Genomic DNA, 23,831 nt, shown 5'->3' with positions numbered 1-23,831 from the left:
CGGGACCGGATGCCGGCCCCGTTCAGATCGCCACTTCCGGCGGTGCGTGGCGAAACAGCCGCGTAATCCAGCACAGATACACGAGCCCTCGTTACGTCGGGACGACAGCCATCCAGATCGAGCCGCAATCCATCACGAATGCGGCCCCGGGCTCCCGGGACGGCCCGAACTCCTGCGATCGCGCAAGACCGATCACTGCGGCGTTCTCGCTCCTTCTCGATTCACCCGATTGATGGTCATGACGCACTCACGCGAGCAGCGATGTCGCGCGTTCCCCGGTGTCAGGGAAAAGGCGCTGGCTCAGAAAATCCGCGAAGACTCTCGCCTTCGGCGGCATCATGCGCCCCGACGGCCAGAGCGCGCGAAACGGAATGCGGTCTGCCGTGAAGTCCTGCAGCACGGCCACGAGCGAACCGCTGGCGAGCTGTGCGCGCACCGAGAAGTCCGGCAGGCTGGCAAGGCCGAGCCCGTCCTCGGTCAATGCGATGAGCGGTCCGACCGCGCTTGCGATTGCCGTGGCAGGAAGCTCGACCTCGAACGGCGCACCGTCTCGCATGAACGACCACGGCCGCAGGCGTCCGGTTCGCAGGAAGCGATGTTGCAGGCACGCATGCTCGGCCAGGTCTTCCGGAGATACCGGCGTGCCATGCGTGGCCAGGTACGCCGGCGACGCCACGACGACATGGGAAAAATGGCCGAGCGTGCGCGTGGTCAGTTGCGAGTCGACCACCTCGCCGGTTCGCAGAACCACGTCGAAACCGTCCTCGATGACATCCACGATGCGGTCGCTGAAGTCGATGTCGAGCTGCACCTCGGGATACCTGCGCATGAACGCCGCCAGCACCGGCATCAACAGCATGCCGACCAGCGGAACGCTCACGCGCAGGCGGCCCGTGGGTGTCGCGCGCGAAACGGCCAGCTCGGCCTCCGCGTCGGCGATCTCGCCGAGGATGCGCTGACACCGCGCCAGAAAGAGTTCGCCTTCAGGCGTGAGACGCACACTGCGGGTGCTGCGATGAAACAATCGAAGACCGAGGCGCGCCTCGAGCCGTGCAACAGCCTTGCCGATAGCGGACGCGGAGATCCCCAACTGGCGCCCCGCCTCGGCAAAGCTCAACGCCTCTGCCGCGCGGGTGAAGATCGCGATGCCGCTCATGCGATCCATCGCGCCGCTCGTGCGCCCGGTCGCGGCGGACAGGTCGCGATGAATCGAATCCCGCGAGGCGGTATCCATCTGGGTCGTCACAGCGCATCTCCGAAAAAGAGGAGTCTTGGTTCGATCCTGCGGAACACAGCCGCGTCACGGTTCGAACCGCGGCGCGCCGCGCAGAATGGCTCGAATTATCGGTGCCGACGTTCAGCGAATAAATCCACGCAAAAGGACAGAACAATTCTCCCCCACGGAACAATGACCGGCACGCCGAACGCCGGCGGCCGCCGGGCGTGCCCCGGCGATTGCGGACACGCAGGTCCGGGATGAGTGAACCGCCGGGCCGTTTTTCTTGCGCCGGTCGACCTCTACATTGTCGCCAGACGTCGCCGGTCGTCGGCATGTTCGGCCGAAGTTCATCAGGTCCTTTCCGACTACCCTGTCGTGGAGAATGACAATGTCCAAGCTCTTTTCAAAAATCGCGGTCGGGCCGCATGAATTCGCGCACCGCGTCGTTCTGGCCCCGCTCACCCGCATGCGCGCCGAAACCGGCGCTCGCCCCGGCCCGCTGATGGCGGAGTACTACGCGCAGCGCACTTCGCCCGGCGCGCTTCTGATCGGCGAAGCCACGATCGTCGCGCCGAACGGCAACGGCTATCTCGGCGCGCCCGGCCTCTACGACGACAGCCAGATTGCGGGCTGGAAAGTCGTGACCGACGCCGTGCACGCGAAGGGCGGCCGGATCTTCCTGCAGCTTTACCATGCGGGCCGCCAGTCGAACGCCGATCTGCAACCCGATGGCGCACGCCCCGTGGGTCCGTCCGAAGTGCCGCACAGCGGCGTCGCCCATACCGACGCCGGCTGGGTCCCCAACACGCCGAACCGCGCACTGACCACCGGGGAAGTTGCCGGCATCGTCGAGCATTTCCGCGCGGCTGCGGAACGCGGCGTAAAGGCCGGTTTCGACGGCGTGGAACTCCACTCCGCCAACGGCTACCTACTCGACCAGTTCCTGCAGGACGGCAGCAACAAACGCACCGACGAATACGGCGGCCCGATCGCCAATCGTGCGCGTCTTCTGCTTGATATCGCGCGCGCCGTCATCCCGATATGGGGTGCGGACAGGGTCGCGGTTCGTCTGGGGCCGAGCGGCTCGTTCGGCGACATGTCCGACAGCGACCCGCACGCGCTGTTTACCTACGTCGCGTCGGAGCTGGACACGCTTGGCATTGCATACCTGCATCTCATCGAGCCGCGCATCGCCGGTGCGTCGGAGGACGAGACACGTGACCAGAACCCGGTCGCCGCAAAGATGCTCCGCGCGCGCTTCCACGGGCCCATCATCGTAGCCGGCGGATTCGATGGAGACAGCGCCGAAGCCATCCTGCAGACCGGCGATGCCGATCTCGTCGCGTTTGGCCGGCACTTCATCGCCAACCCGGACCTGCCGGAGCGTCTGCGTCGCAAGCTGCCGCTGAACGCGTACGACCGCGCGACCTTCTTCGGCGGTACCGACGCCGGATATACGGACTATCCGGCCTACGCCGAGGAGCCCGTCGCGGCATGAGACAGGTTGTCGCCACCGGCCGCGCGACCGGGTAACCGGTCCGCACGAGCCTCTGGCGGCATTTTTTGCCCCGATATAGACTGGCTCGCCGGGCGTACCGGCGAAACCGCATCGCACGTTGCGCCGCAACGTCGATCGACGCCTCACGCGCCCGCCAACCTCTGCCGCGAGCGCGCCCGCCGCGCGCTGGCGGTCGTGTGCATGGTCGACGCGCAGTCTCGATGAGGTGTGGGCAAATGGATATCCTGCAGGCCATGAAAGTGTTCGCGCGCGTCGTGGAGACGAAGAGCTTCACGCGCGCGGCCGACACGCTGGAGATGCCGCGCGGCCGCGTGACCGTCATCGTCCAGGGCCTCGAAGCGCACCTGAAAACCCGCCTGCTGCAGCGCACCACGCGCAGCCTCAACCTCACGGCAGACGGCGCGGCCTACTACGAGCGGTCCGTGCGCGTCCTCGCGGACATCGACGATCTCGAGAATTCGTTCCTCGGCAAGGAGCGCACACCGCGCGGCAAGCTGCGCGTGGACATGCCGGGTGCGCTCGGGCGCATCGCCGTGATGCCCGCGTTGAGCGATTTCAACGAGCGCTATCCGGAAATCGACCTGATGCTCGGCCTCGGCGACAAGCCGCTCGACCTGATCCAGGAAGGCGTCGATTGCGTGCTGCGCATCGGCGCGTTGCAGGACTCGTCGCTCGTCGCGCGGCGGGTGGGCATGTACCAGGGCATCACCGTCGCGAGTCCCGCGTATCTCGACCGCGCCGGCACGCCGCAGACGCTGGACGAACTCGCCAATCACCGTGCGGTGAACTACTACTGGAGCCGCACGAGCCGAATCGCACCGCTGACGTTCGAAGTCGATGGCAAGGCGGTCGAAGTCAGGATGCGCGGCGCCATTGCGGTGAACGATTTCGAAGCCTGGACCGTCGGCGCGCTGAAAGGCTTGGGGATCGCCCAGAGCGCCCGTTTCCTCGCGCAGCCCTACCTCGAATCGGGCGAGCTGGTCGAGATCCTTTCGCAATGGAAGCCGCCGCCGCAACCCATTTCCGCCGTCTATCCGCATAACCGCCATCTGTCCGCCACCGTCCGCGCATTCATCGACTGGATCGCGGAACTCTTTCGCGACAACCCGTCGTTGCATGGCAGCCTGGAATCCGAAGCATGGTACCGCCCGGCGAGCGCGGAGGTCGACGATGACGACATGGTCGACCTGCCGGGCGACGGCGAAGCGCCGATCGCGTAAGCGAGCCCCGCCCCGCAACGGCGAAGCATTGTTCTCGTCGAGAGAACACTGTTGAGGCAAGTACGCGATTTATCCGCTTTGCGGTAACAACCAGAATGCGTTCATTGTTCAAGCAAACGAGAACGCACTGCGTTGACTGGTATGTCTACCGTTTCCCTTTCCGGTTTGCTGGTCGAAGATGCTCGCATCGACGGCTATCGCCAACCGATCGATGTGCGCAGTTTCCGGCCGTCGACGCACAAGCATCCGCTGTCGATCGTCCTGTACTTCCACGGCGGCCTGTTCACCGCCGGCTCGCTCGACGATACGAATGTCGTCTGCGAGACGCTCGCGTCGCATGCGCGTGCGTGGGTCTTGTCCGTCGGCTACTCGCTCGCGCCGGCCTTTCCTTTCCCGCATGCGGTGGAAGACGCGTATCGCGCGCTGCAGTGGGCATGCTCGGAAGCCAGGGGCAGGCGCGCGGACAAGCGGCAGATGGCCGTCGCCGGCCACGATGCCGGCGGCAACATCGCCACGGGCCTTGCCGCCATTGCGCGTGACCGCGGCACCGCGGGCGTCCGTGCGCAGGTGCTGCTCGCGCCGTTGCTCGATCCGAGCATGACGCGCATCGGGCAGTCGGCCGTCCACGCGACACCTGCGATGGACACGCTGACGGCCAGCTACCGCGCGTATCTGCCCACGCTGTCGCAGCGCGTGCATCCGTACGCCGCGCCGCTCGAATCGCGCCGCCTGACCCATCTGCCGGCCACGTTCATTGCGACAGTCGAGCACGATCCACTGCATCTCGAAGCGGAACATTACGCCGCGTCGTTGATCGCCGCGGGCGTGCCGACGGAATGTGCGCGCTACGCCGGCACGACCCGCGCCGGCATCGCGACGCACGCGCCCGTGCTGCTCGCCGTCGGCGGCTTCCTCCAACGCCATCTCGCGGGCGGCTGACAGCCGCGAATGCATGTCACTGCCTTCCACCCACCCAGGAGCGCGCATCATGAAACTCAACGGAAACACGATCTTCATCACCGGCGGCACGTCGGGCATCGGCCGCACGCTGGCGGAAGCGTTTCACCGGCTCGGCAACAAGGTCATCGTCGCCGGCCGCCGCAAGGCACTGCTCGACGAGGTCGCGAAGCAGAACCCGGGCATCGACACCGTCGAGCTCGATGTCGGGGACGCCGCGCAGATTCGCACGGTCGCCGCGCGACTGATCGCGCGCTATCCGACGCTGAACGTCGTGATCAACAACGCCGGCATCATGCCGTTCGACGATGCCGGCGGCCCGCTCGACGACGAACAGGCTGTCAAGCTCGTCACCACGAACCTGCTCGGGCCGGTACGCGTGAGTGCGGCATTCGTCGAGCATCTGAAGCAGCAGCCGGATGCGACGCTCATCAACAACAGCTCGGTGCTCGCGTATGTGCCGCTCGCCGCGACGGCGCTCTATTCGGCGACCAAGGCCGCGATCCATTCGTACACGTTGTCGCAACGTTTCGCGCTGCGCGACACCAGCGTGCGCGTGCTGGAAATCGCGCCGCCGTGGGTCGATACCGATCTCGTGCACAAGAGCGGCGACCCTCGCGCGATGCCGGTCGACGCGTTCGTCGCGGAAACGCTGAAGCTGCTGGAAACCGCGACGACCGAAGTCGTCGTCGAGGCTGCCAGGCCGCTGCGCGACAACGCGGGGCCGAACGAACACGCGTTCGTCGAGCAATTCAATCAGTTCATCGTCGAGAACCCGATTCCCGTCGCTTGACTGCGGCAAGCGCTCCGAGTTCGCGGCAAGAAGCCGTATCGGAGTTGCGTTCACCCTCACCCTGGCGTGTCGTTCCGGACCATCCCTGAACTGAACGACACCCAAAACCATCGGAGTCCAAATCATGATCAAGGAACTGGAAGACAAGAACATCGCGCTCGTGCTCGACGCGCTCGACACGTTGTTCAACAAGAAGGATTACGAGAAGGCCGCGCAGTTCTGGTCCGACACCTACATCCAGCACAGCCGGGTCGTACCGGCAGGCCGCGATGGTCTGTTCGGCCTCGTCGACTCGATGCCCGACGTGCGTTTCGAATACGACATGGTGGCCGCCGGCGGCGAGTTCGTCTGGATCCACAGCCGCTACAGCCACTCCGCGTCGCCGACCGCACTGATCGGCGTGGATATCGTGCGGATCGAGGACGGGAAACTGGTCGAACACTGGGATGTGCTGCAAGACGAAGCGGTGCGCGGCGAATCCGCCGGCGGCTATCCGATGTTCGGCGACACGTTCGGCGACGAGCGCTGACGCGCATGCGGCGACCGCTCGACACACGGAGGACGCAATGAGTACGCTGCTTGAACAGGCGATCCAGGCCCACGGCGGGATTGAAAACTGGAACAGATTCCGCACGGTTTCGGCGGAACTCGACATCGGTGGCGCCGTCTGGCACCTGAAGGAACAGCCTGGCCTGTTCCATGGGATCGAGCTCGTCGGCGATCTGCGGCGCCAGCACGTCGCCATCGTGTCGCCGGCCGGCGGCTGGCGCGGCACGTTCGAGCCGGACGCCGTCGGCATCGGCACCGTGAATGGCGATGAACTCGAAACACGGCGCGCGCCGCGCGACACTTATCGAGGCCACACGCAGCAAACCCGCTGGGATCGCCTGCATGCGCTGTACTTCACCGGCTACGCGCTGTGGACCTACCTGACCATTCCGTTCCTCTACGCCAGCCCGGGCTTCCATACGGAAGAACTGCCGGACTGGCACGAGAACGGCGAGACCTGGCGGCGCCTGAAAGTCACGTTCCCGGATGCGATCGCGAGCCACAGTCGCGAGCAGGTTTCCTATTTTGGCGAAGAGGGACTGCTGCGCCGCCACGATTACACGGTCGACGTGATGGGCGGAGCGCGCGGTGCCAACTATGCGTGCGGCTATCGCAATGTCCGCGGCGTGATGGTGCCGATGGCGCGCCGCGTCTTTGCCTACGACGATGCAAGCGACAAGATCGACGAACCGCTGCTCGTGTCCATCGACATCCGCAGCATCGATTTTCATACCGAATAAGCGCGCGACGCCCTTTACATTGCAGGAGCACTAAATGAAGAAGCAGGACAACCAGCCGTTGCTCGAACCGATCCGCATCGGCGAGCTTGATCTACCCAACCGCATCGCGATGGCGCCGCTCACGCGGATGCGCGCGGCGAATCCCGAGCACGCGCCGACCGCGCTGCATGCCGAGTACTACGCGCAGCGCGCGTCCGCGGGACTCATCATCAGCGAAGGCGTGTTCGTGAGTCCCGCCGGTTTCGGATGGGCCGACGTTCCCGGCTTGTGGAGCGACGCGCAGGTGCGCGGCTGGCGGCTGGTGACGGATGCCGTGCATCGCGCGGGCGGCCGCATCGTTGCGCAACTCTGGCATACCGGTTCGATCGGGCATCCGGATTTTCATGACGGAAAGGCGCCGCTGTCTGCGTCGGCGGTCAACCCCGGGCAGCAGAGCGTCACCGCGTCCGGCCGCAAGGACACCGTCGTGCCGCGCGCGATGGAAAAGGACGAGATCCGCCGCACCGTGGCCGATTTCGGCCGGGCGGCCCGCAACGCGATCACGGCCGGCTTCGACGGCGTGCAGATCCAGGGCGGCTATCACTACCTGTTCAACCAGTTCCTCAACGTCCGCACCAACCTGCGCACGGATGAATACGGCGGCTCGGTCGAGAACCGTGCGCGCTTCCTGTTCGAAGTTGTCGAGACCGTCGTCGAAGTGGCCGGCTCGCATCGGACCGGCATCAAGACCGGCCCGGCAACGTCCGAGACGGGCGCCTTCGTTTCAACCGACGAGACCCTGGCGACTTCCGAATACGTGATCGGCAGGCTCAACGAATTCGACCTTTCGCATCTGCTGCTGATGGGCGCGATGTCGGACCTGTCGGCAACGCCGCTGGCGGGGCTCGCCGGCGACGGCATGTTCCGCCACTTCCGCGACCTCTACCGCGGCAACATCATCGCCAACGTCGATTTCGACCGCGCGAACGGCAATCGGCTCATCGGCGCGGGGCTGGTCGACATGGTGGCATTCGGCCGCGCATTCATCGCCAATCCGGACCTGCCGGAACGCTTCGCGATCGATGCGCCGCTGGCCGAAGTCGTCTGGCCGACGGTGTATGGCGCGAGCGCCGACGGCTATACCGACTACCCGGCCCTTCACGCGCTGACGGCGTAGTGCGGCGGCGAGTTGCAAGAGGCGTGCTGCGTCGATGCGGTATGAAACGCCGCAGCACGCGACGCCCCCATCCAGCCACCTGCTCCTCCATGACGGTCGAGGTAGCGCGCCGCGGCCTGCCGACCGCGAGTCGGACCGATCGCCGTGCCGTCAGGCGACGGCGACGGCCTGCTCCCGCGCTCGGCTAATCCTGCACCGACGTCAACATGCTGTTCCCGTTCGCGCTTTGTGTCGCAGGCACCTCCTGTTGCATGACGTCCCAATGCTCGGCGACCTTGCCGTTATCCACGCGAAATATGTCGACGGCCACCATCGGTTCCGGTCCCCAGCCGACATAGCGACCGTGGATACTGACGTAATCGCCCTCCGCCACGACGAGCCCCGGCTCATACCTGAAATCCGCCGGCAGTTTGCCCAACAGCGCCTTGATCGCGGCCGTTCCGTTCGGAAGCTGCGGGTTGTGCTGTCGATAGTCATCGCTGAACAACCGGTCGAGCACGGCGGGATCGCGGTCGACGAACACGCCCGTAATCGCTTCCAGCACCAACGCCTTGTTTGCCGCCGCCTTCTCTGCTGTCGTCATTTCGCTGCTCCGATCCGTGATGGCATTAATTCGGGTGCCGTGGCCTGCCCGATAAAGGTACTGATCTGTTCCTTTACTCAGAATGGATGTCTGGTGTACTTTTGTCAACCACAATTGCGCGGAGAATCCGGTGAGCAAGACGAGCACGACCACAAGACGCGGCGCACCCAGGCGCGGCGAGCCTTCCGCGCGTGAGCGGCTGGTCGAGACCGCGATCGAGCTGTTCTATCAGCACGGGATTCGCGCGATCGGCATCGACGCGGTGCTCGAACGCTCGGGCGTGTCGAAGTCGTCGCTCTATCGCACCTTCGCGTCGAAGGATGAACTGATCGCGGCATTCGCCGACGAGCAGAACCGCCGCTTCTGGGTGTGGTGGGATGCGATCGTTGCCGCCCATGTCGGCCGCACGCGTGAGCAGATCGATGCATTGTTCGCGGGCGTTGCCGGTTTGATCTCGAGCCCGCGATTCCGCGGGTGCCCGTTCGTCAACCTCGCGACGGAGTTTCCCGATCGCGAACATCCCGGCACCGCCATTGCGTGCGCCAACAAGTCGGAAGTCCGTAGCCGGTTGCATGCGCTGTGCCGGGATCTCGGCGCCGGAGACCCGGTTCGCCTGGGCAACCAGCTTTCGCTGTTGATGGAAGGCGCCTATGCGTCCGCGCTGACATACGGCAGTGCGGACCTGAAGCGCGAACTCGTCGATGCGGCGCGACGATTGATCGACAGCGAGATCGGACAGCATCCCGATTTGCGCTGAGCCGACGGCTGCGTGTGCGACGCAGCGGCGTCCGGCGGAAAGAAGGCCGCGCCCAGATCAGGCACGACCTGCGGGCCGCTTCGAAACGCGGAAAAGCGTCTCGCCGCAGAGGTGCACCGGTCGCGACACCCGGCTCGCGCCTTCAGAACCGCGGAAGCCGAGCGGACGGAACGGTATCGAATTCCTTACACAGTCCACCAACAAATACGTTAAAATGTTCGATGTCGCACATTTCGGCGTGCTGTTTTAACATTTTGCTCCGGACGATACGCGTTATGGGCAAGGATCCAGGCAGTACGCCGACAGCACCCGGTTGGAACATCCATAGGGCACAGTCACGATATGACGAGCAAAACGCAACGGACGGATCACATCCTCGAGATGGTCGGCGCCCGCAATTTCATGAGCATCGGGGATCTCGCCAAGGCGCTGGATGTATCTGAAATGACGATCCGCCGTGACGTTCGCGAGCTCGCGGACACGGGCAAATTGCGGGCCGTCTACGGTGGAGTCGCATCCCTGGAGAACGCCGGGGCGACTGCGAGCTACAACGCACAAACGGAACGAAGTCAGCATGCGGAGCAGAAGAAGCGAATCGCTAACGCGGCCGCCAAGTTGCTGAGCCCCGGCGACGTCGTCATCCTCGACTCCGGCACGACCATTCAGCAGCTCGCCGAAAGCCTGCCAGCCGACGGCGCATACACCTTCATTTGCTATAGCCTGAACACCATCAACGTCCTCGCAAAGCGCGAGAACACGACCGTGATCTCGCTGGGCGGCGTTTTGTCTCCGAAGTCGTATACATTTTCCGGGCCCGATGCAGTTCAGGCGTTGCAGCGCTATCGCGCAAACAAGGCCTTCATCGGCGCGACGGGATATGAGCTGAAACACGGCCTCACGTGCAGCTACGTTGAAGACTGCTCGTGGAAACAGACTGCCATGCAATCGAGCGTCGAGCGAATCCTGCTCGTCGATTCGTCGAAGTTCGGAAAGGTGTCGACGTGCAACTTTGCCGGAGTGGACAATTTCGACACGGTCGTCACGGATTCCGGAATCCCCGACGCATACCGGCACGACCTCGAAGCCAAGGGATTGAAAGTACTTATCGCGTGATGCGGACGGCGCCTGACGGGCAAACGCTGGATTCGACGCACGGCACGCCGATTCCAGCGCCAGCCTGCCGATTCTCGATCCCACGGCTACACCGCTAGGCCCAGGCCGCCTTACGTAACGCGCCGATCGACGCATCGGTTACGGCGAGAGTCTTTCGAGGCTGGAGCGATTGTTGCGATTGGAGATACCACGGAAGTTGGGCGCGAAAGCTGACGTTCTCTCGGAGACGGCGTAATCCCTGCGGCCTACCGCAAATTGATCGCGGCATAGCGTCACGACGATTCGCATGGCGTCGGGATGCGCGGGATTCACCAAAGTCTTGTCTTCCTGTGCGACTTACGTCGAGCGGCTGCAAAAGGCTGGCAGAGACGCCACCATGACAGCCTTTCCGCACGCATCGCATGCGTTCGACATGCCGTACGCCATGCCCACTATCGTCGTAAAGGGTGCGGGCATGCCGCATCTTCGAGAACGAACGCGGCGAGCTGGTCAACGAAGCGACCGGCGTTCCCTTTTTGCTTCGACGACGGTTGCGTTGAGACGGGCCCGCACGTTGGAGGTAATGCGCAGGCGCGACGCGGCGATCGCCGACGTGGCGACCTATCTGAAAACATTGCTGCCTAATGGTAAAGCGACGCCGGGTGGCTAGCACGATGATGCGCGCCCGGCACGTCCGGCGGTCATCGCGACATTCTGACGGGTTTGCCGACACTCCGCATCAAGCGTGGCCAGCCTCGCGTGTCTCACCCCGACGACGTCGCGAGACTGATCACGGCGCGAGACTACGCAGCACGAGGTTTGAAAGTTGTATCGTCGAATCTACCGCAGAATCGAGGTTGTACTGCAGCATCAGGGGGTTAAAGTAGGGCCTCATCACAAGCAACATCGAGTTCACCGTCTCGTTCAGGAGGGTCTCGCGCTCAAACTCACCGGATTCGCGCCCCTGACGGACAATCTGCGTCAAGATGTCCCGAATTTGCGCCTCATAGCTTCCAACGGACGGCCAGGATTCGGCTGCGGCGACGGCAGCGATGTCGTAAAGCTTGCGGTCGGCGAAGAATAGTTCGCTGCTGGCCATAACCAAGATCGTGAAGAAGCGGCTGAATTTTACGGTCGCAGCGTGCGACTCGGCGACGACGTCACGAGCTGCAACCACGATGGCGGAAAGCCGGTTCGCGCAGATCACCTCACCGATAGCCTGCTTCGACTCGAAGAACTTGTAGATATACGATTTCGAGAAGCCAATTGCATTCGCGACGTCTGAAACGGTCGTCTTCTCATAACCGTACCTACTAAAGTAATCCGTGGCTGCGTTGACGATCTGGACACGAATCTCATGTTCCATGGGGAACGGGGACGGTCGGGGTGATGAGGAGAACCTGTTCATGGCAAGCTGAATGTCCAGAAGGTTGTTGGACGACCGGTGTCCATATTGAATATAGTTACATCGCCGCCGCCGTCGACTTGATCGTACTTTCTGCTTTGAGCCTCCCCGCCCGTGCTTCCACGGCAGCAGTTTTCTCTCGGCCCCGTTACTGTCTTCACGCCCCGATAATCGGGGCTTTGGCCAGCAAGCCCGGCTTGATTATCGCCGCCAGACGACGAGGCCAATCCGCGCGCCCTCATCGCCGAACTCAAGACTCACGGTCGACTGCTGCTCGTCGTCAATCAGCCCTCCACCATAGGTGCGCTTCCTGTAGCCGCCGCCCGGGCTGAAGGCGTATTCGCAGCCTATATCTGCCCTGACTGGCCATGCGCCGCTTCGCTGATTTGCACGCCGGCGCAGCCAAGACCGATGTCCTCTACCGTCCACACCATATCGGCCGCGCTTAGGAGTGGGTCGGTTCTAGTTCGTACCAGCCGAGCCGCCTATGCGTCGGCCCATGCGGAGGATACGCAAGCCGCAACGGCAACCGGTTTTCCATGAAGGCGCCCGGAACTATCACGCGACTTCAAATAAGCCGGCTGCGCCCATGCCACCGCCGACGCACATGGTGACGATCACATATTTCACGCCCCGTCGCTTCCCTTCGATTAGGGCATGCCCAACGAGACGGCATCCCGTCATCCCGTAGGGATGTCCGAGCGAAATCCCTCCTCCATTGACATTGAACGTATCGGGATCAATGCCGAGCACGTCACGGCAGTAGATCGCCTGGCATGCGTAGGCCTCGTTCAGTTCCCAAAGCCCAATATCGTCGACTCTCAAGCCATGCTGCTTCAGCAGCTTAGGAACCGCAAAGACCGGACCGATGCCCATTTCCTCGGGCGGAAGGCCCGCTACGGCGATGCCACGATAGATCCCCAGTGGCTCAAGACCGCGTCGTTCGGCAAGTTGTGCGTCCATGACGACGCATGCAGATGCGCCATCTGACAGCTGGCTGGCATTTCCGGCGGTGACGACGCCGCCGTCCACCACCGGCTTCAGTCCGCCGAGCCCCTCCAGCGTCGTATCAGGACGGTTTCCCTCATCTTCGGACAGTGTCACCTCTCTGTACGACACGGCACCTGTTGCCTTCTCCAAGGATTTCATCGTGGTCGTGATGGGGACAATCTCGTCATCGAATCTCCCCGCTGCCTTAGCCGCCGCAGTGCGCCGCTGGGACTGCAGCGAATACTCGTCCTGCCTTTCTCTAGTTATGCCGTACTTCATCGAAACGACCTCGGCCGTTTGCAACATCGCCATGTACATATGGTCAGCATTACGAATGGCGTTCTCGTCCCGCTCCTTATAAACCCACTCGATATAGGGACCATTCAATGCCGAGATGTTCTCTTGCCCCCCTGCAACCACGACATCCATGCCGTCGATCATGACCTGCTTGGCCGCAGTGGCGATAGCCATTAATCCGGACGCGCATTGGCGATCGATGGTCTGCCCAGCCACACCGACGCCAAGGCCTGCAGCCACCCCGGCGATCCGCGCGAGGTTCATTCCCGCGGTTCCGGCGGGCAGCGCAGACCCGATAACGATATCCTCGATTTCCTCGCTGTCAACACCGGCACGGCTTACGGCATGGCGGATGGCGTGGCCGAGCATCGTTGGCGATTTAATGTTGTTTAACGATCCGCGAAATGCTTTACCAATAGGCGTACGCGCGGTCGATACGATCACTGCTTCTTTCATTTTGCATTCCTATTTATAAGTACCGGCGCACGCGGAGCTTGGTCAAACATGCTCCACATCGACCGGTATGATTTGATGTGTAATCGAAATAGTCGTCATTGCATCCGTTACAGGGTCGGCACTTAGGCCGTCGGTCGCTCTAGGCCCCCGAACTGCTCTCGAATACGGTTCTTCAGCACCTTACCTGTTGCGCCGATCGGCAGCTCTTCGACGAATATCACGTCGTCCGGCGTCCACCATTTGGCGATCTTGCCTTCATAAAATCCGATCAACTCCTGCTTGCTGACTTCCATGCCGGGCTTCTTCACCACGACTAATACCGGGCGCTCCTCCCACTTGGGATGAGCTACAGCGATACATGCCGCTTGATGCACCGCCGGGTGCCCCATCGCGATGTTTTCCAGGTCGATGGAGCCGATCCACTCGCCCCCGGACTTAATGACGTCCTTACTACGGTCGGTGATCTGCATGTAGCCATCCGCATCGATCGTTGCGACATCCCCGGTAGGGAACCACCCGTCCACCAACACGTCGCCCCCTTCGCCCTTGAAGTAGCTGTTGACGACCCAGGGACCCTTGACCAAAAGATGGCCGGAACCCGCCCCATCCCACGGCAGTTCGCTGCCGTCATCGCCGATGACTTTCATATCGACGCCGAACAGCACGTGTCCCTGCTTGGCGATAACAGCATCCTTTTCCTGCTGCGAAAGTGGCAAGTGGCGATTCTGCAGCGTGGACATGGTCCCGCACGGTGACATTTCGGTCATTCCCCATCCGTGCCAGACATCCACGCCGAATTCGTCACGAAACGTCTTGATCATGGCAGAAGGACAAGCTGCGCCGCCGATGTTGACGCGTGTGAGCGTTGAGAACTTCAGATTGTTCTCACTCATGTACGTAAGCAGGCCCAGCCAAACAGTGGGCACGCCGGTGGAGAACGTGACGCCCTCTTGCTCAAAAAGCTCATAGATCGACTTTCCATCGAGCGCGGCACCGGGAAGGACAAGCTTGGCCCCCGCCATAGGCACGGAATACGCGAGGCCCCAGGCGTTTACATGAAACATCGGTACGATAGGTGCGATGACATCGCGCGAGGAGACGCACAATGCGTCCGGCATCGCCGAGGAGTAGGAGTGCAGAATAGTAGAGCGATGGGAGTACAACACGCCCTTCGGATTGCCTGTCGTGCCCGACGTGTAGCATAAGCTCGAGGCGGAGTGCTCATCGAACTTCGGCCATTCGTACCTGTCTGAGCCCTGCGCGATGAGATCTTCGTAACACAGCAGGTTAGCAATGTTACTATTCACCGGCATGCTTGCGCGCTCGCACATCATCACGAAAGCTCTGATCGTCTTGCATTGCTCAGCAAACGCTTCGACTAGCGGCAGGAAGGCGGCATCGAAGAACAGATACTGATCTTCCGCATGATTCGCAATGTACGCAATCTGGTCAGCGTGCAGGCGTGGATTGATGGTGTGCATCACCGCCCCTGAGCCGGAAATCGCGTAATACAACTCTAAATGCCGGTATCCATTCCACGCCAGCGTGGCCACGCGATCCCCCATGCGTACGCCCAGACCCTCGAGTGCATTGGCCATCTGGCGCGAACGCCGGTGGCAGTCGCGATAGGTGTACCGATGAAAGTCGCGCCCGGACGACCGTGACACGATCACGTTACCGCCAAAATAGCGGTCCGCGTGCTGAATGATGTTAGAGATGAGCAGCGGCTGGCTCATCATCTGGCCCATTACCGGGCTCTTCGGATAGCGCGACATGGTGTCAGCGGCGGAACAGATGACGCTGTCCTTGCTCATGGTGATCCTTAATCTGATTGAGTCATTTCTATTTCGTTGGCCCGGAATCAAGCATGTGAGGCGGGCGCCGTCAGAACCGGTATCCGATCATCACACCGAATACGTCGGGGTTGGCCTTGACATCGATGGTTCGGGAGATGTTGCCGAAACCGGGGGTGGCCGTGGTGATCGTGGCGGTCGATTTCATCCAGTAGTGGATATACGAGAGATCGAGCACCCAACGCTTGGTGATCAGATATTCCGCTCCGAGTCTCGCGACGGGTCCCCAAGCATCTTTAAACTTGATCGAACTGGACGTCCCGTGGAATGCATTCGTATAGGTGGACGTGACACTGCCGTTCGTCATGAATGTGTAGTGCACACCGAGCCCTACGTAAGGCCGAATTCCATGGAAGTCTGTGAAGGTGTACGTTGCAAACAGCGCCGGAAACCAGACCTTGGCCGTGGCAATATCCCCCGATCCCGCTGCACTGCCGGCTCCTTGCATATGCACGGTCGGCGGAATACCTCCTTGGAACATGATCGACCAGTGATTGGACAGCCACCGTTGATAGCTGAACGCCACCATGGTCGGGTTCTTTAAACCAACCTGAACACCGGGAGGGGTGGTACCCGGCGGCCCCGATAGATCACCCGATTGAGTGTTGAAACGGGCGAGAGCCACCCCGAGCTTCACCGTATTCGAGAATTCGTCGGTTTGGCCGTTTTCCGATTCGTCGGCTCGCGCGCTGACGCATGCGCAAGCAATCGATAACCCCGTGAGCAGTGCAGTGATTTTCTGGCTGCGTTCCATCATGTGTCTCCACCTATCTCCGTCTATGTATGTGACTGACCGCAAGGCATGCCTCAATGCCTTGTCCGGGCAGCTTCCTCGTGTTGCACTCTTAAGTCGGCCGTCGTATTGCGCTAAGCCGCATCGCAGCGAGGAGCGCAAACATGGGGGGACGCCGGCAAGGTCCTGGCCTCTTTCGCACCGGCCACCAAAAGCAAGCTCGGCACCTCGACGCCATTCTTCGTCGCCACGATTTCGGCAAGAATCGACAGCGCGATCTCCGATGGAGTACGGCTGCCGATGTAAATGCCGGCGGGCCCGCGCAGCCGGTCCAACTGTTCGTCGGCCAAATCGAAGTACTCTTTGAGGCGTGCGCGCCGTAGCGCGTTATTGGCTCGCGAGCCCAGCGCACCGACATAGAACGCGCGAGTTTTCAAGGCGTCGATCAACGCCAGATCGTCCAGCTTCGGGTCGTGAGTCAAGGCGACGACGGCGCATCGCTCGTCGAGCTGCATCGCCTGTACCGCGTCATCGGGCATGCAACGCAATAGCGTCGCGCCAGGCACCTCGAACCCGTCGGCGTATTCGGCGCGCGGATCGCAGATCGTGACGTCGAAGCCTAGGCCGATCGCCGATTCGCAGAGGTACTGAGACAACTGCCCTGCTCCAATGACAAGCAGCCGAAAGGCCGGGCCTATTACCTGATCGAGATAGCGGCCATCGAAGCTGAGCTCGGCTACGTGGATCGGGACGCTCATCTCCACTGCGCCGGTCGACATGTCGAGCCGGCGACGCGTCAGCTGCCCCGCCGACACCCGGCTCAGCAATTGCGCGACCGCACTGCGTTCCGCCAATGGCTCAAGCACGAGTTGCAGCGTTCCGCCGCATGGCAGGCCGAACTTGTGAGCTTCCTCCGCCGCAACACCGAAGCTGACAGAGCACGGCAACCCATCAGGGACCAACGAATCGAAACCGCTTTCCTGCACGGCGGCGATCAGGTGGTCCTCGATGCAACCGCCCGAAACCGATCCGGCCACACGGCCGTCATCGCGCAACGCCATCATTGCGCCGATGGGACGGGGCGACGATCCCCACGTACGGACGACGGTAACCAGCAAGACTGCGTGCTGCCCTTCGAGCCAAGCGACGCAGGTCCGCAAGACGTGCAGATCGTCGGCGTCCATGATCAATGAACCCACGGCGCGAATGCAGTCACTGCGGCCGCGCTTAGCGCCATCAAAGCCCACAATTTTTTGGCGTCCGGCGATCGATGTGTGCCAGGAACGTCAGATCGCTCCTCCGCCATGCGCTCCACTGACGCCCGCAACTGCGCCTCGATCGCCGAAAAGAAGGCCTTGCCGATCCTTAACGCGATCGCCTCGATCACCCTTGATCCGGCCTTCGCAACGTAACCGCGAACCTCGGCGTGCAGCTCATATCGCACGCGCGTCCGCGAGCCTTCATCGATCAGGGAGACGGTGGCCGAGCCCGTTGTCCCCCGCTGCCCGACGAACGACACGGTGTACCGTGTCGGCATGTGGACGTTGCTGATTCGAAGCGTGCTCCCGAACCGCATACCCAGCGGCCCGAGCGGCGCGAGGACGACTGCCAAGGTATCCAACCGCACCCGATCCAACGACTGACACCCGGGAATGCATGCCTTGAGCACCTCGTGATCGGTGAGCGCATTGAAGGTCGGGAGAATCGGCGCCGGAATCAATTGTTCTCCGACAAGTTTCACCGCTGTACCGGCATCGATGCGACGCGGTTTCGCGGAGTGTTTCTCCCTTGAAGGTTCAACCTTCACCTCATCTCGGATGTCCTTTTGCTCGATCCGTTTCGGACGCGTTCCAGCCTCGAGCACCGACGCGAGGTCAGCCGTCCGCGCAGCTGAAGTATCCGCGATCAGCCGCAACGTCTTGGGCTCACCGCTCTTGTGGCCGGCATCGATATCATCGGCGGTCGCATCGCCCCCTGCCGGTCCCAAGCGCGCTTCGAACGCGGAGAAGAAGTCTTCCGTGATCTTCGATGCGGCGGCATTGATCAGACGCGAACCGACCTGTGCCAGGCGTCCCCCGACCTGCGCCCGGGACGAGTAACGCAGCAGCGTATGATCGCCGCGCTCCGTCAGGAGGACGTCCGCCGAGCCTCGGCCAAAGCCGGCGATTCCGCCTTGTCCTTCGAAAGACAATACATAGCGATTCGGCGCTTGCACGTCGCTTAATTTCACCGTTCCCTTGAAGCGCGCACTAACGGGCCCGACCCGGGCCGCGAGTACAGCCATCATCACGTCGGGCTCTACCCGTTCCAGCGACTCACATCCGGCAATGCACGACCTCAGCACTTCCGTATCGTTCAATGCCTCCCACGTCGAAGCAATCGGCGCAGGGATCAATCTTTCCCCAGTCAGTTCCATTCGTTTCTCCCGCGGAAATCAATGAGATCCATCCGTCGATATCGCGTCAGCCAGTGCCCGCCGCAGCATCGTTCGGCCGAGCTGTGTCCGGTAATCCGCATCCGCAAAGCGATCCTCGAGCGCGGTGATCCCGTCGAACGCCAAATCCAGCAAATGTCCGGTCTGCTCCGACTGTCCTGTATATCCAGCCAGCGCTACCTCAGCCTCTTTCGCGCGGTAGACGTGGTCGGCAAACCCTGTCACCGCAATGCGCCCTCCTGTGCATCGCCCCGCCTGCATGCCGAGGGCAACCGCCACGCCGACGACCGCGTAGCCTGACGCAGGGTGGCGAAACTTGCGATACGCAACACGCTGGGCGGTGACCACCGGAACGCGCACCCGCACTATGATTTCGTCGGAAGCCAGATCGGTTTCGAAGAGACCCTTGAAGAATGAATCTGCCGCAATCGAACGCGGTCCCTTTGCACCGACGATGTCGATCGTCGCGTCCAGGGCTAGCATGGCGGCCGGCCAATCCGCGGAAGGATCGGCGTGCGCAAGAGAGCCGCCGAGCGTCCCGCGGTTGCGCACCGTGGGATCTGCGATCTGGTGAGCAACGACCGCAAACATCGGTGCGACGCTGGCCAGCTCGGCATGGTGCTCGAGCTCCGCATGAGTGGTCGCGGCGCCGACGACGATCTCGCTCGCGCCGATCGTGATGCCACGGAGATCGGCTAACTCGCTGACGTCGACCAGCGTGCTCGGATCCGCGAGGCGCAGCTTCATCATCGGGAGAAGCGAATGCCCGCCGCTAAGCAACTTGGTGCCCTCGCCCCCTCCGGTCAGCAAGGCAATTGCTTCCGACACGCTGCTCGGACGCACGTAGTCAAATGCACGCGGAATCACGCTGGCCTCCTTTTTCTGCCGATGCGGCGCGGATGGCGCGCCACACTTTCGGCGGTGTCAACGGCATATCGATGTGGGTAATGCCGAATTCCTTGAGCGCATCGCAAACTGCGCCGACGATGACGGTCGGCGCGCCCACGCAACCGGCTTCGCCAACACCCTTGACGCCGAGCGGGTTCAATGGCGTCGCAGTGACTTGATAGCGGGTGCGCATCCGTGGAATCTGCTCGCACTTGGGCACCGCGTAGTCGAGTAGCGACCCCGTCAGCAGTTGTCCGTTTTCGTCGTATTCGGCGCCCTCATACAACGCCTGGCCAATGCCCTGTGCTATGCCGCCGTGCATTTGCCCATCGCACAACAACGGATTGATGATGTTGCCGATATCGTCGACGGCGACGTAGTCGAGAATGCTCACGACGCCGGTTTCGATGTCGACCTCCACCACGGCGGCATGACTGCCGAACGGCGTGACGCCGTTTTCCGGCTGGTAGAACACTGTTTCTTCCAGGCCCGGATCCATGCCATGCGGCAGAACTGAGCTCACGTATGCCATGCGCGCGACCCGTGCGAATTCGACGCAGCGCTCGGGCTGTGTACTCACAAAGAACGCTCCCGCGGTATAGCGCACCTCTTCGGGTTTCGCTTCGAGCATTTCAGCCGCGATCGCCGTGGCCTTGATGATCACCTTCTTGGCCGCCATATGCGCTGCCGAGCCGCCAACCGGCATGGACCTCGAATTGAACGTGCCATGCCCGGCCGGGACGCGATCGGTATCGCCGTAGACAACGTCGATATGATCCATCGGCAACTCCAGGGCGTCGCCCACGATCTGGGCGTACGACGTGGCATGTCCGTGCCCTTGCGGCATCGAACCAGTGAATAGCGTCACCTTGCCATCGGAATGGACACGCAACAGCGCGCTTTCCCACCCGCCACGATCGAATCCAATCCACTTGAGCGCGATCGAACTGCCCATGCCGACCATCTCCATGTAGCAGGTGACAGCGATGCCCACATAGCGCCCCTGCGCACGCAAGGCGGCCTGCCGCTCACGCCATTCGCCGTAACCGATGGCTTTCACCGCGGCTTCGAGACAACCCTCGTAGTTACCGGTGTCCCATGTGAAAACGGGATGCTCGTACGGGTGATACGGAAACTGATGCTTTCGGATCAGATTGATCCGGCGCAGCTCGACCGGATCGATGCCGAGCTCGGCCGCGACTGCGTCCATCGTTCTTTCGATGAGATAGCTGGCCTCCGGCCGACCGGCGCCGCGGTATGCGTCCACCGGCGTCGTGTTCGTCGTCACCAGGCGCATCTCGCCGTCGAGCGCCGGTATGTCGTAGTTTCCGCACGCGAACGACACCGTGTTAATGGTCGGGATACCGGTTCCCATGTTCGACAGATAGGCACCGAGGTTGGCCAACGAGCGCATCTTGATGCCGAGCACGCGCCCATCTTTCCTGACGGCCGCTTCGATATATTCGATATGTGCACGGCCGTGGGTGGTCGCCATGTGCGCCTCGCTGCGCGTCTCGGTCCAGCCGACAGGCCGCCCGAAATGCCTCGCGGCGAATGCAACAAGGATCTCCTCGGCGTAAAAGTGCATCTTGGCCCCGAACCCGCCGCCGATATCGGGCGCGACAAGATGAATCTTGTGCTCCGGCCAGTCCAGCGTTTCCGCTAGCCAGCGCCGGGACATATGCGGAACCTGCGATGGCAGATAGATCGTGAGCCTGTCGTCATTCGTGTCGAACACCGCCCGGACCGCGCGTGGCTCGATCGGGCTCGGAATCAGCCGGTTGTTGACCAGCCGCACCTTGACCAGCTTGTAGGCTGAGGCGGCCGCAGCAGCATAATTGCCGCCGCCTGCCCGGTACACACCGATCAGATTGCCCGGCACGTTGTCGTGCAGCTGCGGCGCCTGCGGCTCGAGCGCGGCCTCTTCGTCGACCACGGCCGGCAGCACGTCGTAATCGATGATGATGGCTTCGAGCGCATCGGCCGCTTGCTGGCGTGTCTCAGCCACCACGAACGCCACCGCTTCGCCGACATAACGCACGCGGTCATCGGCAAGCGGAGGATGGGGTGGAACCTTCGCGTCCCCCACAACCCAATTCGGTCGGATGTCGCCGACCTTGCCGCGAAGGTCCGCATAGGTCAACACGCCTACCACGCCTTCCATGGCGAGCGCCGGTGAAGTATCGATCGATTTGATTCGTGCGTGTCCGTGGGGCGAGCGCAAAACCATTGCGCAGGTCAACCCGTCGATCGCGATGTCGTCGGTAAACCGCCCGCGACCGGTCAGCAACCGCGGATCCTCGCGGCGGATCACCGGTTGCCCGACGAAGCGTGTCGGTGTCGCTGCATGATCGAACTTGGTCATAGCGTCCCCTCTTGCGGCTTGCCGGATGCGCCGACCGCCTCATTGCGACGGCTCGCGGCCAGCAGAACCGCATCGACGATGTTTTGATACCCGGTGCAGCGACACAGATTGCCGTGCAATGCGTCGCGTACCTGATCTTCGCTCGGGTTGGGAACCCGATCCAACAGCGCCTGTGCGGCGAAGATCATCCCGGGCGTGCAGAAGCCGCATTGCAGCCCGTGCATTTCGGTGAAAGCTTGTTGGAGCGGCGTCATGTTCTTCGGCGTGCCCAGGGCCTCGATGGTCGTCACGCTGTGCCCCTGCGCCTGAACCGCCAGGACCGTGCACGACTTGACTGTCTTACCGTCCATTCGAACCGTGCAGGCACCGCATTGCGAGGTGTCGCAGCCGATATGCGTTCCCGTCATGCCCGCGTGGTCCCGCAGAAAATGCACAAGCAGTTCTCGCGGCTCGATGACTGCGCTTACCGGTGCGCCGTTGACCGTAATGGTGACTGGTTGCCGCGTCATCTCGCCCCCTCAATTTGCGCAGTCGATGCACCGAAACCGATGGACTTGTAGCCGTCGCGACGGCAGACGCCGCGCAGCCAAACGATGTCGCCGTCTTCAAGAAAGCGGCGCGTTTCCCCCGACGGCAAGCGCAGCGGCGTCTTGCCCACGTCGGTGAGTTCCAACATGCAGCCGCTGTTCTCACGTTCGATGCCCGAGACGGTTCCGCTGGACAGCAAGTCCGCCGTGCGCAGGTTGCATCCATTGCTGGCGTGGTGGGCGACCATCTGCGTCAGCGTCCAGTACTGCTCACTGAACTGCGGACGCGTGAGCACCACCGGCTCCAAACCCTTTTCCCGCATCTCGGCAGTCTGTAGATGCACCTCGAGCGAGATCGAAATCGCCCCTTCGGCCGCATGCCTCGGCGAAGTGAGCGCAGGCGGCAGCGGCGGGTCTTCCGGGCCCCGAGCCGGCGCCGCTACGCGGAAAGGCGCCAATGCCTCCAGCGTGACCAGCCACGGCGACACCGTCGTCATGAAGCTCTTGGCCAGGAACGGCCCCAAGGGGTAGCTTTCCCAGAACTGAATATCGCGCGCCGACCAGTCGTTGACGAGGCAGAGCCCGAACAGGTGGTCCTCGGCCTCGTCGATTGAAATCGTCGATCCCAGAGCGTTGCCGCGCCCGATCAGACACCCCACTTCAAGTTCAAAGTCGAGCGATTGGGTGGGCACGTACCGCTGCGCCGTCACCGCCGCCTCGGCAGGCGCGGTTTGTCCGCGGGGCCGTACACACGGGACTCCGCTCTCGACCACGCTGGACGCACGGCCGTGATAGGCGATCGGCATGTTCCTGAAGTTCGGCGCCACGGGCATATCGGGCCGCATCAATTCCCCAGCGCGACGCGCATGGTGAATCGACGTGAAAAAATCTGTGAAGTCGCCGATCTGTACGGGTAGCCGCATGCGCACCTCGCGCATGGGACGCAGGCACGTGGCGGCCGCCTCCTTTTGCTGGCTGTCCGCCCGCAACAGCCCGAACAGGGCGTGCCGCAGTGCGCCGCTCGCACGGCGGCCATGCCGCATCAGCGCATTGAGGTCCGTCATGCGCAACTCGGTTGCGAACTCGGCCAGCTCGGGTAACAGGTTGCTATCCACGGCAGCGGCGATATCCAGAACGTGGTCGCCGATTGCCACACCGATCCGGCGCTGCGTCGACAGGCCGTACTCGAATACGCCGAGCGGCAGATTCTGAATCGGGAATTCCGTATTCGGCGAATGGGCGCCATCCACCCAACTGGATGCAGCCGGGTCGTGGGTATGATCGATCGCTTGATTCAT

At 62.5% G+C, this 23,831-nt stretch carries 22 protein-coding genes and 1 pseudogene; 11 read left to right on the top strand and 12 right to left on the bottom strand.

The genetic code is table 11. The features are described from left to right. Positions 1 to 247: 247 nt before the first annotated feature. Positions 248 to 1,246, bottom strand: a complete 999-nt coding sequence (locus O1Q03_RS23540) for a LysR family transcriptional regulator (RefSeq protein WP_442865827.1) — start codon at positions 1,244 to 1,246, stop codon at positions 248 to 250. A 361-nt stretch (positions 1,247 to 1,607) separates the two neighbouring features. Between O1Q03_RS23540 and O1Q03_RS23535 the strand changes: the two genes are divergently transcribed. The 7 genes from O1Q03_RS23535 (at position 1,608) to O1Q03_RS23505 (ending at position 8,153) form a co-directional block, all read left to right on the top strand. Further along, positions 1,608 to 2,717, top strand: a complete 1,110-nt coding sequence (locus O1Q03_RS23535; protein WP_269506423.1) for an alkene reductase — start codon at positions 1,608 to 1,610, stop codon at positions 2,715 to 2,717. A 236-nt stretch (positions 2,718 to 2,953) separates the two neighbouring features. Then, complete coding sequence (locus tag O1Q03_RS23530) at positions 2,954 to 3,958, top strand: LysR family transcriptional regulator (protein WP_269506422.1); 1,005 nt, start codon at positions 2,954 to 2,956, stop codon at positions 3,956 to 3,958. A gap of 141 nt (positions 3,959 to 4,099) precedes the next feature. Further along, the gene (locus O1Q03_RS23525; RefSeq protein WP_269506421.1) at positions 4,100 to 4,897 is read left to right on the top strand and encodes an alpha/beta hydrolase; all 798 of its coding nucleotides are present in this window, start codon (positions 4,100 to 4,102) and stop codon (positions 4,895 to 4,897) included. A 49-nt stretch (positions 4,898 to 4,946) separates the two neighbouring features. Next, positions 4,947 to 5,708 carry an SDR family oxidoreductase gene (locus tag O1Q03_RS23520; protein ID WP_269506420.1) on the top strand — a complete coding sequence of 254 codons (762 nt, stop codon included), beginning with the start codon at positions 4,947 to 4,949 and terminating at the stop codon, positions 5,706 to 5,708. A 124-nt stretch (positions 5,709 to 5,832) separates the two neighbouring features. After that, complete coding sequence (locus tag O1Q03_RS23515; RefSeq protein WP_269506419.1) at positions 5,833 to 6,237, top strand: nuclear transport factor 2 family protein; 405 nt, start codon at positions 5,833 to 5,835, stop codon at positions 6,235 to 6,237. A gap of 37 nt (positions 6,238 to 6,274) precedes the next feature. Further along, the gene (locus O1Q03_RS23510; RefSeq protein WP_269506418.1) at positions 6,275 to 6,997 is read left to right on the top strand and encodes a hypothetical protein; all 723 of its coding nucleotides are present in this window, start codon (positions 6,275 to 6,277) and stop codon (positions 6,995 to 6,997) included. 34 nt (positions 6,998 to 7,031) lie between these two features. Further along, positions 7,032 to 8,153 carry an alkene reductase gene (locus tag O1Q03_RS23505; RefSeq protein WP_269506417.1) on the top strand — a complete coding sequence of 374 codons (1,122 nt, stop codon included), beginning with the start codon at positions 7,032 to 7,034 and terminating at the stop codon, positions 8,151 to 8,153. A 184-nt stretch (positions 8,154 to 8,337) separates the two neighbouring features. On the opposite strand, the gene O1Q03_RS23500 is transcribed toward O1Q03_RS23505, so the two are convergent. Beyond that, positions 8,338 to 8,736 carry a nuclear transport factor 2 family protein gene (locus tag O1Q03_RS23500; protein WP_269506416.1) on the bottom strand — a complete coding sequence of 133 codons (399 nt, stop codon included), beginning with the start codon at positions 8,734 to 8,736 and terminating at the stop codon, positions 8,338 to 8,340. Positions 8,737 to 8,866: 130 nt separating this feature from the next. On the opposite strand from O1Q03_RS23500, the gene O1Q03_RS23495 reads away from it, so the two are divergent. From O1Q03_RS23495 to O1Q03_RS23485, 3 genes are all read left to right on the top strand, one after another. Next, positions 8,867 to 9,493 (top strand): TetR/AcrR family transcriptional regulator, encoded by a 627-nt coding sequence (locus tag O1Q03_RS23495; RefSeq protein WP_269506415.1) that lies wholly within the window; start codon positions 8,867 to 8,869, stop codon positions 9,491 to 9,493. Between the two features lie 342 nt (positions 9,494 to 9,835). Beyond that, complete coding sequence (locus O1Q03_RS23490) at positions 9,836 to 10,606, top strand: DeoR/GlpR family DNA-binding transcription regulator (RefSeq protein ID WP_269506414.1); 771 nt, start codon at positions 9,836 to 9,838, stop codon at positions 10,604 to 10,606. A 376-nt stretch (positions 10,607 to 10,982) separates the two neighbouring features. Then, a complete protein-coding gene (locus O1Q03_RS23485; RefSeq protein WP_269506413.1) occupies positions 10,983 to 11,255 on the top strand; it encodes a hypothetical protein in 273 nt (90 codons plus the stop codon). A 120-nt stretch (positions 11,256 to 11,375) separates the two neighbouring features. Here O1Q03_RS23485 and O1Q03_RS23480 read toward each other — a convergent pair whose 3' ends face one another. Beyond that, the gene (locus tag O1Q03_RS23480) at positions 11,376 to 11,993 is read right to left on the bottom strand and encodes a TetR/AcrR family transcriptional regulator (protein ID WP_442865826.1); all 618 of its coding nucleotides are present in this window, start codon (positions 11,991 to 11,993) and stop codon (positions 11,376 to 11,378) included. A gap of 207 nt (positions 11,994 to 12,200) precedes the next feature. Here O1Q03_RS23480 and O1Q03_RS23475 point away from each other — a divergent pair. Further along, positions 12,201 to 12,403: pseudogene (locus O1Q03_RS23475) on the top strand (IS110 family transposase); the annotation flags it as partial. Positions 12,404 to 12,548: 145 nt separating this feature from the next. Here O1Q03_RS23475 and O1Q03_RS23470 read toward each other — a convergent pair. The 9 genes from O1Q03_RS23470 to fahA all read right to left on the bottom strand — a co-directional run bounded on the left by O1Q03_RS23470 (position 12,549) and on the right by fahA (position 23,831). Beyond that, complete coding sequence (locus O1Q03_RS23470) at positions 12,549 to 13,733, bottom strand: acetyl-CoA C-acyltransferase (protein WP_269506411.1); 1,185 nt, start codon at positions 13,731 to 13,733, stop codon at positions 12,549 to 12,551. A 122-nt stretch (positions 13,734 to 13,855) separates the two neighbouring features. Continuing rightward, positions 13,856 to 15,508: a 3-(methylthio)propionyl-CoA ligase gene (locus O1Q03_RS23465; RefSeq protein ID WP_269506471.1), complete on the bottom strand. Its 1,653-nt coding sequence runs from the start codon at positions 15,506 to 15,508 to the stop codon at positions 13,856 to 13,858. Between the two features lie 109 nt (positions 15,509 to 15,617). Beyond that, positions 15,618 to 16,340 carry an OmpW/AlkL family protein gene (locus O1Q03_RS23460; protein ID WP_269506410.1) on the bottom strand — a complete coding sequence of 241 codons (723 nt, stop codon included), beginning with the start codon at positions 16,338 to 16,340 and terminating at the stop codon, positions 15,618 to 15,620. Between the two features lie 113 nt (positions 16,341 to 16,453). Beyond that, entirely contained in the window at positions 16,454 to 17,503 is a 1,050-nt protein-coding gene (locus O1Q03_RS23455; protein ID WP_269506470.1) for an XdhC family protein, read from the bottom strand. 2 nt (positions 17,504 to 17,505) lie between these two features. Continuing rightward, on the bottom strand, positions 17,506 to 18,735 hold the full coding sequence (locus O1Q03_RS23450) for a CoxG family protein (RefSeq protein WP_269506409.1): 1,230 nt from the start codon (positions 18,733 to 18,735) through the stop codon (positions 17,506 to 17,508). An 18-nt stretch (positions 18,736 to 18,753) separates the two neighbouring features. Continuing rightward, on the bottom strand, positions 18,754 to 19,620 hold the full coding sequence (locus O1Q03_RS23445) for an FAD binding domain-containing protein (RefSeq protein ID WP_269506408.1): 867 nt from the start codon (positions 19,618 to 19,620) through the stop codon (positions 18,754 to 18,756). Next, entirely contained in the window at positions 19,601 to 22,006 is a 2,406-nt protein-coding gene (locus O1Q03_RS23440; protein WP_269506407.1) for a xanthine dehydrogenase family protein molybdopterin-binding subunit, read from the bottom strand. Before O1Q03_RS23440 ends, O1Q03_RS23445 begins: the two co-directional genes overlap by 20 nt. After that, the gene (locus tag O1Q03_RS23435; protein ID WP_269506406.1) at positions 22,003 to 22,515 is read right to left on the bottom strand and encodes a (2Fe-2S)-binding protein; all 513 of its coding nucleotides are present in this window, start codon (positions 22,513 to 22,515) and stop codon (positions 22,003 to 22,005) included. Before O1Q03_RS23435 ends, O1Q03_RS23440 begins: the two co-directional genes overlap by 4 nt. Then, complete coding sequence (gene fahA, locus O1Q03_RS23430) at positions 22,512 to 23,831, bottom strand: fumarylacetoacetase (RefSeq protein ID WP_269506405.1); 1,320 nt, start codon at positions 23,829 to 23,831, stop codon at positions 22,512 to 22,514. The genes O1Q03_RS23435 and fahA overlap by 4 nt, the downstream gene beginning before the upstream one ends.

The organism is Burkholderia sp. IMCC1007, assembly GCF_027257875.1.
Taxonomy (GTDB): Bacteria; Pseudomonadota; Gammaproteobacteria; order Burkholderiales; family Burkholderiaceae; genus Burkholderia.
The sequence above is the reverse complement of the archived record's forward strand: the minus strand, read 5'-3'. Positions and strand labels throughout refer to the sequence as shown.

Bases quoted from the DNA above. Each gene is read 5' to 3' on its own strand.
- O1Q03_RS23535 (WP_269506423.1), top strand. From the start codon at position 1,608: ATGTCCAAGCTCTTTTCAAAAATCGCGGTCGGGCCGCATGAATTCGCG.
- O1Q03_RS23530 (WP_269506422.1), top strand. From the start codon at position 2,954: ATGGATATCCTGCAGGCCATGAAAGTGTTCGCGCGCGTCGTGGAGACG.
- O1Q03_RS23525 (WP_269506421.1), top strand. From the start codon at position 4,100: ATGTCTACCGTTTCCCTTTCCGGTTTGCTGGTCGAAGATGCTCGCATC.
- O1Q03_RS23520 (WP_269506420.1), top strand. From the start codon at position 4,947: ATGAAACTCAACGGAAACACGATCTTCATCACCGGCGGCACGTCGGGC.
- O1Q03_RS23515 (WP_269506419.1), top strand. From the start codon at position 5,833: ATGATCAAGGAACTGGAAGACAAGAACATCGCGCTCGTGCTCGACGCG.
- O1Q03_RS23510 (WP_269506418.1), top strand. From the start codon at position 6,275: ATGAGTACGCTGCTTGAACAGGCGATCCAGGCCCACGGCGGGATTGAA.
- O1Q03_RS23505 (WP_269506417.1), top strand. From the start codon at position 7,032: ATGAAGAAGCAGGACAACCAGCCGTTGCTCGAACCGATCCGCATCGGC.
- O1Q03_RS23500 (WP_269506416.1), bottom strand. From the start codon at position 8,736: ATGACGACAGCAGAGAAGGCGGCGGCAAACAAGGCGTTGGTGCTGGAA.
- O1Q03_RS23490 (WP_269506414.1), top strand. From the start codon at position 9,836: ATGACGAGCAAAACGCAACGGACGGATCACATCCTCGAGATGGTCGGC.
- O1Q03_RS23485 (WP_269506413.1), top strand. From the start codon at position 10,983: ATGACAGCCTTTCCGCACGCATCGCATGCGTTCGACATGCCGTACGCC.
- O1Q03_RS23480 (WP_442865826.1), bottom strand. From the start codon at position 11,993: ATGAACAGGTTCTCCTCATCACCCCGACCGTCCCCGTTCCCCATGGAA.
- O1Q03_RS23470 (WP_269506411.1), bottom strand. From the start codon at position 13,733: ATGAAAGAAGCAGTGATCGTATCGACCGCGCGTACGCCTATTGGTAAA.
- O1Q03_RS23465 (WP_269506471.1), bottom strand. From the start codon at position 15,508: ATGTCGCGCTATCCGAAGAGCCCGGTAATGGGCCAGATGATGAGCCAG.
- O1Q03_RS23460 (WP_269506410.1), bottom strand. From the start codon at position 16,340: ATGGAACGCAGCCAGAAAATCACTGCACTGCTCACGGGGTTATCGATT.
- O1Q03_RS23455 (WP_269506470.1), bottom strand. From the start codon at position 17,503: ATGGACGCCGACGATCTGCACGTCTTGCGGACCTGCGTCGCTTGGCTC.
- O1Q03_RS23450 (WP_269506409.1), bottom strand. From the start codon at position 18,735: ATGGAACTGACTGGGGAAAGATTGATCCCTGCGCCGATTGCTTCGACG.
- O1Q03_RS23440 (WP_269506407.1), bottom strand. From the start codon at position 22,006: ATGACCAAGTTCGATCATGCAGCGACACCGACACGCTTCGTCGGGCAA.
- O1Q03_RS23435 (WP_269506406.1), bottom strand. From the start codon at position 22,515: ATGACGCGGCAACCAGTCACCATTACGGTCAACGGCGCACCGGTAAGC.
- fahA (WP_269506405.1), bottom strand. From the start codon at position 23,831: ATGAATCAAGCGATCGATCATACCCACGACCCGGCTGCATCCAGTTGG.